Source organism: Erwinia sp. GW821-FHT03D09 (genome assembly GCF_059420805.1).
Window position 1 is genome coordinate 70,494 of the sequence record NZ_JBWKUK010000018.1, and the last position, 10,478, is coordinate 80,971.

Here is a 10,478-nt window from a genome sequence, read left to right on the forward strand (position 1 = left end):
CACAATGTTTTAACTTTTATTTTATATATGTGGCACAACTCTTGCGTTATCTCTGACCGTTGATTACGGAGAGACGCAAATGATACACAGCCACGCGACACGCCCTCGTGGGCAGTTACACAGAATTATTTACAGGGTCTTCGCTGATGGTACTGAGATCGCGCTGACCGGCGGGCCCTGCGGTCGGGGGGGTCCTCGCGCCGCGTTGCGGTGCCTTCACTTCGTGCGTCAGCCTGTCGGACCGCCACAGACGGGCCGTCCCTGGCCCGGCTGTGGCTTTCACCCGCGTCCGTGCGGGTGAATCCTGGCTTCCTTTCTGCGTTCAGCGCTGTGGATTGCCCTGTCGCGGGACCCGCCGGTCTGCGCTTTACTCCGGTTGTCGCCTGCTAATCGCCTGGTGCTGATGATCGGGATGTGCGAAGTTTTTGGCCTCTTTTCCGTGCTACTTATTCGATCTTTCTGCTTCAAAGAATTTCCTTCGATCGTTGAACGTAACGTGACGAATTAAGCGTTGTAAGCAAACGAATCGGATTTGTGTCGTAAAACAGCGAGCAATTTGCCAAAAGGGATGCAGTCTGTGCGGCTGGCGGATAATCCGCAGCGCTGAGGCGAAAGCTGCAGGCCAGGAGACGCCAGCAGGACGCTGGCGTCAGGCGGAGTCGGTACAGGGAGGTACCGTCTTCGCCGGTCCGACCGGCCGGATGCTGTAGTCGAAGGCACCACGCAGAGCGTGGCGCGAGGACCGGCCGCCAGCTGCACAGACTGCCTCCCGACCCGCAGCCTCACCGCGAATTCCACAGGGCCGCCAGCCGCACAGACTGCCTCCCCACCCACAGCCTTATCGCATAAAAAAAGCCACCGTCGCAATAACAGTGGCTTTATCAGCCCTTCAACCCACCAAACGGTGGACTAACAAAAACTTACTGCGGTGGGCGCACCAGAACCTTAACCTGCTGCTTCTCTTTCACCAGCGCATCAAAACCTTCATCAACCAGATCGGCCAAATCAATACGCTTAGTCACCAGCTTATCCGCCTGGCAATAACCCTGAGTCATCAGATCCATCACCGCCGGGAAAATATGACGGTAGGCGATAATGCCTTTAATGTTACGCTCGGCCAGCACCACCTTGTTCGGATGGAATGACGCTTCGCCTTCCCAGATAGACACAATAATGGTTTCACCTTCGTAACGGGTGCTGTCGATACACTGCTTCAGCACCACCGGCACGCCGGTCACTTCGAACGACACGTCAACGCCGCCGTTGGTCAGCTCGCGAATACGCGCAACCGCATCTTCTTTGCTCGGATCGATAACCAGACGTGCGCCCAGCTCGCGCGCTTTCTCTGAACGCTGCGGCGACAGCTCAACCGCGTAAATCTCCGCCGCACCGGCCGCGCGCAGCGCTTCGATCACCAGCAGACCAATCGGGCCCGCACCGAACACCACCGCTTTATCACCGGCTTTGAATTTGGTGACACCGCTGCCCACTTCTACCACTTCACCCGAAAATTCATGGCCCATCACGATAGGTGCGATATCGCCGCTGATTTTATGCGACTTGTCTACCGGCACAAAAATCGGGCCGGCAAGATATTCGTGCAGATCGCTGCCGCAGATCCCGGTCCATGCGACTTTGATTTTTACCTTCCCTGCGGAAACCGTCGGTTCCTCAATATCATCAATACGAATGTCGCGAGCCTGATACCAACGTGCTGCTTTCATAGTTATTCCCCTGAGATTGGCTTTAAACCTGTCCATTGCCGTGGTGTCAGCAGGGCCGGAGCAGGTACTCGCGCTGGAGAACGTGAAAATCGTGCCAGAAATCCATAAAACAATAAAAATAATAAAATTCATTATCTTAAAAATGCTGCTGTGGCGCTGCGGGTGTAAGGATGTGGATGGGTGTAACAGGTGTACCGTTACAGGTGTAACGCGCACGTTGAGGAAAAATCCACAGGTCCTTTGAAAGTAGTGGGACCATCTTTAATGGCGAATGGCGAATGGCGAATGGCGAATGGCGAATGGCGAGCGCCTGGCGAATGGCGAATGGCGAGCGCCTGGCACCAAAGGATGATTTGCGTAAAGGGTGAGCAGTGAGTATTGATGCCTGAGCTGAAGCCGAATACAGAAATCTGAACACCTGAAAATACGGGGGGAAAGTGATGAAAGCTGAAGAGCATGATTCACTCTCCAGCCTTTTACCGCACCAGGTAGAAGCCCGGCTAACGCTTAGCGGAACGGCGGCTCGTTAAAGGTGCGCAGCTTGCGTGAATGCAGGCGATCGCCCTCAGCGCGCAGCAGATCGATGGCGCGAATGCCAATTTGCAGATGCTCGGAAATCGCCCCTTCATAGAAGCGGTTCGCCTGGCCCGGGAGCTTAATCTCGCCGTGCAGCGGCTTATCGGAAACGCACAGCAGCGTGCCGTACGGAACGCGGAAGCGATAGCCCTGCGCGGCGATGGTCGCGCTCTCCATATCCACCGCCACCGCGCGGCTGAGGTTAAAGCGCAGCGCAGATGCCGAATAGCGCAACTCCCAGTTACGATCGTCGGTGGTCACTACCGTGCCAGTACGCAGGCGCTGCTTGACCTCTTCGCCCGGCATGCCGCTGACCAGTTTGGTGGCGTCGTACAGTGCGCGCTGCACTTCGGCAATGCTTGGGATGGGGATATCCGGCGGCAGCACCGCGTCCAGTACGTGATCGTCGCGCAGATAGGCGTGCGCCAGCACGTAATCGCCGATGGTCTGGCTCTCACGCAGCCCGCCGCAGTGACCAATCATCAGCCAGGCGTGTGGGCGCAGGACCGCCAGGTGATCGCAAATGGTTTTGGCATTCGACGGCCCCACGCCGATATTGACCAGCGTGATCCCCTGGCCATTTTTCGCAATCAGATGCCAGGCTGGCATCTGGTGCTTCTTCCACGCCAGGTCCGAAATAGTCTGCTCCGGGTGTTGCGTATCGTGGGTGATGGTGATGCCACCAGCGCAGGACAGCGCCTGATACGGTGAGTCAGGATCGGCAATCTGCTCGCAGGCCCACAGCACGAACTCATCCACATAGCGGGTGTAGTTGGTAAACAGCACGTAGGGTTGGAAGTCTTCGACCGGCGTGCCGGTGTAGTGGCGCAGGCGCGCCAGCGAGAAATCGGTGCGCAGCGCATCGAAGTGCGACAGCGGGAAGGTTTCGCCTTCGGCCAGCAGCCCGTCGGCGTTTTCATCGCCGATCTGCGACAGCTCGGTGGTGGGGAAGTGCTGAGCAATGCCCGCGCTCATGCTGCGGTCCAGCGCCAGCCCGGAACCGTCAATCACGTAAGGGAAAGGGATCTCCTGCTGCGACGGCAGAACCTCAATCGTCACGCTGTACTCGCTGCTCAGCAGCTCCAGCTGCTCACTCAGATAGTGGCGCAGCAGGGCCGGGCGGGTGATGGTAGTGCTGTAGCATCCGGCCCGGGTAAAGCGGCCAAAGGCGCGAGTCAGGCGCTGGCTGGGGGCCACGCCGTCCCAGCTGACGCGCAGCTGCGGATAAACAAACAGCCCGGCGGCGCGGGCTGCGGCGTCCGGCAGGCTGCCGTCGGCGATAAAGGCGGTGATGGCGTCGCGCAGTGCGCTGACGGCGGTATCGTACTGTGCTTCCAGCTTGTCCAGCGCGTCGGCAACCGACAGCGACTGGTTCTGAGAATAAGTCATTCAATCTCCTTACATCGTTTCCCCGTATTGCCAACAGCCTAACTGAAGATAACGACAAAAGGTGGGGATGCCGGAATTATTTATCGATCTCAGCTGCTGGCACCCGGCTCGAAGGCGAACTTAATCTGTTCTTCCAGCGACTGCGGCGCGTCGTCCAGCATCGCCATCAGCCGCTGGCCCACCTGCTGGCCGAGCTTTTCATAGTTCAGCCGCATCGAGGTTAGCGCCGGGAACGTGTGATCGCAGTCGGTCGAGCCGTCAAGACAGGCGACCGCCAGATCGTAAGGCACTTTCAGCAGCCGCCGCTGGCATTCCGCCAGCACGCCGATGGCGATCTCTTCGTGGCTGCAAATAATCGCGTCCAGATCCGGCTGATTCTGCAACAGTTGCCCGAGCGCAAAGCGGCCAAACTGCAGGCTGGGCGCATCCGGCACGGTGATCATCAGATCGGCATTCTGATAGTGCGCCAGCATCGCCCTGTGCCAGCCGTTCAGCTGCTGCTTATGCAGGCGGTTATCGGTCTGCGCGCCGATAAACGCGATGCGGTGATAGCCTTTTTCCAGCAGCGTACGGGTCAGCCGTTCGGCTGCGTCGCTGAAGGCGATGTTCAGCGTCAGATCGGCGGAAAACTGCCCGGCTCCGCAGACGTTGACCGTCACCACTTCCGACGATTCCAGCATCTCGCAGGTCTTCGGCGACAGCTGGGCGGCAAACAGCACCAGCGCGGAAGGGCGATGCTGTAGCAGTTTTTCCACCAGCGGTGTTTCGCCGTACTGATGATATTCGTGGCAGGCCATGAGCAGCTGAAACGGCTGATTGCTGAGGGTGCGCTGTAGCGCCTGTACGAAGCGGGTGCTGGCACGATCGTGCTGAAAAGGATAGAGCACCGCCACGGTATGCGACTGCTGGGAGGCCAGCGCGGCGGCGGCCTGATTGCTCACGTAGCCCAGCTCGCGCACCGCCTGTTCCACTTTCCTCAGTGAGGCTTCAGAGACCTGCGACGGGTCACGCAGCGCGCGCGATGCGGTCATCTGCCCAACGCCGGCGTGGCGGGCCACGTCCTGTAGGGTGACACGCTGCTGCGGGCTGGCGGCCAGCTCGGCGGCGGGCGCGCTGGCTTCATAACCCAGCGCACGGGCGGCTTTTTCAACTTCACTGCGGACTTTGTCTGACACCAGCTCCGGCGTGCGCATTACTCGCGACACGGTCATAACGCCAACGCCAACATAGTCAGCAACATCCTGTAGCGTCACGCGACCACTACTACGACGCTTTCGCATCCTGGTTCTCCTGAACGCTCTGTTACGCGGCGCTGCCGCGCAATAATTTACCTGCTGACAGTGTGCCGTTCCGGATAAAAGACAACAACTGGTTAACCAGCAAATGATATGCCGATCACAGTTACTGATAACTTTAACAGTTAGCGTTAACTTTTTAGATCTCAGTCACGTTATTCCAGGGGATTCGACACTACTCTGCTCGGGCGAAAAGAGAGAGGTGACCGATAAATGTTGAAAGAACTCCTGACTGCTGACGTTGTGCAGATTGTACCAGCCTGTGAAGACTGGCGTCACGCAGTTGCGCTGTCCTGCCAGCCATTACGTGACAACGGTACGATCGAAGCCCGTTATGTTGAGGCCATCTACCGTTCGCATGAAGCGATTGGCCCGTACTATGTCGTTGGCCCCGGTATTGCGATGCCGCACGCTCGCCCTGAAGAAGGTGCGAATAAACCGGGCATCAGCCTGACGCTGGTGCAGCAGGGCGTGAACTTTGATTCCGAGGGCAATGACCCGGTGAAGCTGCTATTTGTTCTGGCGGCGACCGACAGCAACAGCCATATCGGCATTATCACCGCGCTCGCCGGGCTGTTTGACACGCCTGAAGATACCAACGCGCTGATGGCTGCCACCCGCGTTGAACAGATTTTATCCATTATTTCACGTTATTAAACGACCAGAGGAACAACAAATGAAAATTACCGTGGTATGCGGCAATGGCCTGGGCACCAGCCTGATGATGGAAATGAGCATTAAAAATATCGTGAAGGATCTGGGCGTTGCGGCGGAAGTCGATCACGTGGACCTGGGTTCGGCAAAAGGCACCGCCAGCGATATCTTCGTCGGCACCAGCGATATTGCTGAGCAGCTGATTGCACAGCAGGTGGGCGGCAAAATCGTTTCCCTGCAAAACATGGTAGACAAAGCGGCGATGAAAGAGCGTATCTCTGCCGCGCTGTCGGAACTCGGCGCGTTATAATCAGGAGCCATAATGGAATTCTTCCGTTTCTTAATGAGTGACGTGCTCTCCGAGCCGTCAATACTGGTTGGCCTGATTGCGCTGATTGGTTTAGTTGCACAGAAGAAACCCGCAACTGAAGTGATCAAGGGAACGGTGAAAACCGTGATGGGCTTCCTGATCCTCGGTGCCGGTGCCGGGCTGATTGTTTCTTCGCTGGGTGACTTTGCGGCGATCTTCCATCACGCTTTCGGTATTCCGGGCGTGGTGCCGAATAACGAAGCGATCGTGGCCGTGGCGCAGAAAAGCTTCGGTACCGAGATGGCGATGATTATGTTCTTCGCCATGGTGATTAACATCGCGATTGCCCGCTTTACCCCGTGGAAATATATCTTCCTGACTGGTCACCACACGCTGTTTATGTCGATGATGGTGGCGGTGATCCTGTCTACCGCCGGAATGCGCGGTGCCAGCCTGATTGCGGTCGGTTCGCTGGTGGTGGGCGTTTCGATGGTGTTCTTCCCGGCGATTATTCATCCGTATATGAAGAAAGTGACCGGATCGGACGATGTTGCCTTTGGTCACTTCTCTTCCATCTCCCAGCTGCTGTCCGCGTTTATCGGCAGCAAGTTCGGTAATAAAGAGAAGTCCACCGAGGACATGCAGGTCCCGAAAAGCCTGCTGTTCCTGCGCGACACGCCGGTAGCTATTGCCTTCACCATGTTTTTTATCTTTATTTTCACCTGTCTGGTGGCCGGTCCGTCGGCGGTGAAAGAGATGAACGCCGGGGGTAAAAACTGGTTCATGTTCTCGCTGATGCAGTCGATTACCTTCGCCGCGGGCGTGTATATCGTTCTGCAGGGCGTGCGTATGGTGATTGCCGAAATCGTTCCGGCGTTTAAAGGGATTTCTGACAAACTGGTGCCGAATGCCAAACCGGCGCTCGACTGCCCGGTGGTGTTCCCTTACGCGCCAAATGCGGTGCTGGTTGGCTTCCTCAGCAGCTTCGTGGCCGGTGTTCTGGGTATGTTCCTGCTGTACGCGCTGAACATGACGGTGATTATTCCGGGCGTGGTGCCACACTTCTTCGTCGGTGCCGCTGCGGGCGTGTTCGGTAACGCCACCGGTGGCCGTCGCGGTGCAATCCTCGGTGCCTTCACTAACGGTCTGCTGATCACCTTTATCCCGGTGTTCCTGCTGCCGGTTCTGGGCAGCATCGGCCTGGCGAACACCACCTTCAGCGACTCTGACTTTGGTGCGGTCGGTATCCTGCTGGGACTGATTGTGCGTTAACCGCAAGCCGCCTCTTTACCGAGGCTAGCTAAACGAAAAAGAGGTGAAGATGTCTTCGCCTCTTTTTTTGCATTGGAAACCACGCGGTTAAGACGGTGGGGTAGCGAAGACGCGGGCAAACAGAACCGTTGACGCATTTGATGCCAGGCTCAGCGCTGCTGATGTTGAATGGGCTGCGTGGTAAAAGTTGCCTCCTTTTCCTGATGGCCGGCGCGTTTCTTTCGTCGCCCACCGATCAGCAGCGTCAGCGCAAATCCCGCCGCCGCTATACCGACATCAAACCACATGATGCTGGCAATACTGTGCTGCGACAGGCGGGCGGCGATCAGCGGAATGGTGAAGGTGGCCAGGCTGCCCGCGCTGTAGTAAATCCCGGTGGCTTTGCCTTTCGCCTGAGGAAACTTCATTGCCATCACCGTCAGTCCCAGCTGCACCACGCCGCCCGCCGCCGAAAAGCCGATGACGAAAGCAAACAGAGCGATGATCCGTGCGCTGGGATAAAGGCTGATCGCCAGCCACTGACTGACGAGGTAGAAGGTGGCCATAGGAATATAGCCAAACAGTGTAAAGCAGAAGATGTCCGCCAGCGCCCGCCTGTCTTCCAGCATCAGGCTTTTGCCATCGGGGCTGGCTGGCTGCGGCGGTCGGTGAGCGGGGAACGGCCGCCGCAGCAGGAAAATCCCGTTAATCAGCATAATGGCAGCGGCAACCATAAACGACCAGCCGAACCAGCTGTGGCTCAGTATCAGCCCCCAGATGATAAACGGCAGCAGAAACTGGTCCGCAGAGACAAAGGCTTTAATCAGAATGGTGGCCGTACTGCCGTTATCCGTCTGAATGCGCGCCGGTAGCCTCTTATCCAGCACCCTGAGGGCTTCCATTACCCTGACCACATCCTCGCCTTTCAGCGACTTTCCGGCGTGGATCGCCACACACTCCCGACTAAAATTATCCACTACAGCCAGCGCCCGAAAACGCCACCCGTTAAACAGACTATCCGACACGAAATCCATACTCCAGCACTGACCGACTCCGGTCAGGATGGGGTGCTGTTGACGATGCGCTGCACTGACATGCCTGCGGGGGGGGGGGGGCCTGCGCAGGTTCAGTCCTTCCAGGCAATAAATCCGGTGGGTTTTCTTGTGGTTAACCCGCCAGCCTTCCCGCCGCAGCTGAATATGAATGCGGGGGCAGCCATAGCGTATCCGGGTTTCTGCTGTCTCCCGGATACGCAGGGTTATTGCCCTGTCATCACGCCGACTCTGCCAGTGGTACACCGTTCGGCTCTGCATCAACAGCCCGCATCCCTGGCGAACGCTGATACGGTAAGCCTCCCGCAGAAAATGCACCGCCTGGCGCTTTGTTCTTCGGTATATCGGGTCTTTTTCATGGCGATGTGCCTCTCTGTGAGATGGAAGAAAGACCGGAGACTTCAGTTTAGCCTGGCACTGTTTTCAGGGAGGAGATCACCGGTCTGTCTGGAGTTAGGTAAAGGCGACAGTATCGATGCCGTTTGCCAGGTGGGAACCTATACGTTGGGGATACCGTCAATGAGCAAGTGCTTTTTGACATCATCCGTGTTCCGGCCAGACGTGTTTAAGAATTTTACTCTCAATCTCATTGGTAATCCGTTGCTGAAAGCGAAAACCATCTCTGTTGAAAATATTGCCAAAATCACAGTGCGCCCATTATTGAAGACGTTCATTGTTTACGCTTCAAGCTATAAAGATAACGAAGACAGGAACGCGTTGGCCTGTCGTAACGATGACGCCACCTGCGAGGCGGCCTTAATGCATAACATAGAAACAGCAAACAGCCGTTTTCCTGACGTTCATCAACAGGATTTCAACGCTCTGGGTGCGCGCTTGCGTGCGCTGTTGCAACAGTTAGAGAGCCAATCGGGTCTGTGGCAATGCGCGCTCTGCTCCTGAGTTTCCTTCCACCCTGGTTATGAAACCGGAATGCTGGCGGCGACGTTTTCCACTTGTTGAAATTTTTTGTTGTTGATGACGAAAAATGACGGTTTGCTCTGCGTGCTGCATGAGATTTATTATCAAGGCATATATTGATACAGCATCTTAAATTTCATGCGGAAGGTAACGATTATGAAAAAGATTGGATTTCTGTCATTTGGTCACTGGACACCTTCACCTCAGTCCGAAACCCGTTCAGCAGCTGATACGCTGCTGCAATCCATCGATCTGGCGGTCGCGGCTGAAGAGCTGGGTGCCGACGGCGCTTACTTCCGTGTGCATCACTTTGCCCGTCAGCTGAGCGCGCCATTCCCGCTGCTGGCGGCAGTCGGCGCCAAAACCAAAAAAATTGAAATTGGTACCGGCGTGATTGATATGCGCTATGAAAACCCGCTGTATATGGCCGAAGATGCCGGTGCGGCCGATTTAATCTCCGGTGGACGCCTGCAGCTGGGCATCAGCCGTGGTTCTCCTGAGCAGGTTGTTGACGGCTGGCGCTATTTTGGCTTCCAGCCTGGCGAAGGTGAAACCGAAGCGGATATGGCGCGCCGCCATACCGAAGAGCTGCTGGATGTGCTGCGCGGTGAAGGCTTCGGTAAGCCGAATCCACAGCCAATGTTTCCTAACCCGCCGGGACTGCTGCGCCTGGAACCTTACTCTGAAGGGCTGCGCGAACGTATCTGGTGGGGCGCAGGCTCTAACGCCACGGCGGTCTGGGCGGCGAAGCTGGGTATGAACCTGCAAAGCTCGACGCTGAAGGACGATGAAACCGGCGAACCGTTCCATATCCAGCAGGCGAAACAGATCCGCGCCTACCGTGAAGCGTGGAAGGAAGCAGGGCACACCCGCGAGCCGCGCGTGTCGGTCAGCCGCAGCATTTTTGCGTTAATTAACGATATGGACCGTGCCTATTTCGGTAACCGCGGTACCGACGGCGATAAAGTGGGCTATCTGGATGAGAAAACCCGGGCGATCTTTGGCCGCAGCTATGCCGCCGAGCCGGACAAGCTGATCAAAATGCTTGAGAAGGATGAGGCGATTGCCGAAGCCGACACGCTGCTGCTGACCGTGCCAAACCAGCTGGGAGTGAACTATAACGTGCACGTGATTGAGTCGATTCTTAAGCACGTTGCGCCGGGTCTGGGCTGGAGAGAGTAAAAATGGTTGCCGGGCTTGCAATGGCCCGGCACGCAATACACCCTTGTCAGCGTTCAGCGTTCAGCGTTCAGCGTTCAGCGTTCAGCGTTCAGCGTTCAGCGTTCAGCGTTCAGCGTTCAGCGTTAAG

The 10,478-nt window shown here is 56.8% G+C and carries 7 protein-coding genes and 1 pseudogene; 4 read left to right on the forward strand and 4 right to left on the reverse strand.

All coding sequences use genetic code 11. The features are described 5' to 3' along the window. Nucleotides 1-920: 920 nt before the first annotated feature. From AC07U6_RS17765 to AC07U6_RS17775, 3 genes are all read right to left on the reverse strand, one after another. On the reverse strand, nt 921-1,724 hold the full coding sequence (locus AC07U6_RS17765; RefSeq protein WP_494763031.1) for a zinc-binding dehydrogenase: 804 nt from the start codon (nt 1,722-1,724) through the stop codon (nt 921-923). Nucleotides 1,725-2,231: 507 nt separating this feature from the next. Beyond that, nucleotides 2,232-3,689: an AMP nucleosidase gene (locus AC07U6_RS17770; RefSeq protein ID WP_494763030.1), complete on the reverse strand. Its 1,458-nt coding sequence runs from the start codon at nt 3,687-3,689 to the stop codon at nt 2,232-2,234. Nucleotides 3,690-3,778: 89 nt separating this feature from the next. Further along, nucleotides 3,779-4,969 carry a LacI family DNA-binding transcriptional regulator gene (locus AC07U6_RS17775; RefSeq protein WP_494763029.1) on the reverse strand — a complete coding sequence of 397 codons (1,191 nt, stop codon included), beginning with the start codon at nt 4,967-4,969 and terminating at the stop codon, nt 3,779-3,781. Between the two features lie 228 nt (nt 4,970-5,197). Between AC07U6_RS17775 and AC07U6_RS17780 the strand changes: the two genes are divergently transcribed. Genes AC07U6_RS17780 through ulaA form a run of 3 tightly spaced genes read left to right on the forward strand, consistent with a single transcriptional unit; the run spans nt 5,198 to nt 7,220 of the window. Then, a complete protein-coding gene (locus tag AC07U6_RS17780; protein ID WP_494763028.1) occupies nt 5,198-5,641 on the forward strand; it encodes a PTS sugar transporter subunit IIA in 444 nt (147 codons plus the stop codon). A 19-nt stretch (nt 5,642-5,660) separates the two neighbouring features. Then, nucleotides 5,661-5,948 carry a PTS sugar transporter subunit IIB gene (locus AC07U6_RS17785; protein ID WP_105591549.1) on the forward strand — a complete coding sequence of 96 codons (288 nt, stop codon included), beginning with the start codon at nt 5,661-5,663 and terminating at the stop codon, nt 5,946-5,948. Between the two features lie 12 nt (nt 5,949-5,960). After that, nucleotides 5,961-7,220, forward strand: coding sequence for a PTS ascorbate transporter subunit IIC (gene ulaA / locus AC07U6_RS17790; RefSeq protein ID WP_105591550.1), 1,260 nt, complete (start codon nt 5,961-5,963; stop codon nt 7,218-7,220). An 818-nt stretch (nt 7,221-8,038) separates the two neighbouring features. Here ulaA and AC07U6_RS17795 read toward each other — a convergent pair. Next, nucleotides 8,039-8,581 (reverse strand): annotated as a pseudogene (locus tag AC07U6_RS17795) (DDE-type integrase/transposase/recombinase); the annotation flags it as partial. Nucleotides 8,582-9,325: 744 nt separating this feature from the next. Between AC07U6_RS17795 and AC07U6_RS17800 the strand changes: the two are divergent. Continuing rightward, nucleotides 9,326-10,351: an LLM class flavin-dependent oxidoreductase gene (locus AC07U6_RS17800; protein WP_494763027.1), complete on the forward strand. Its 1,026-nt coding sequence runs from the start codon at nt 9,326-9,328 to the stop codon at nt 10,349-10,351. Nucleotides 10,352-10,478: the final 127 nt, after the last annotated feature.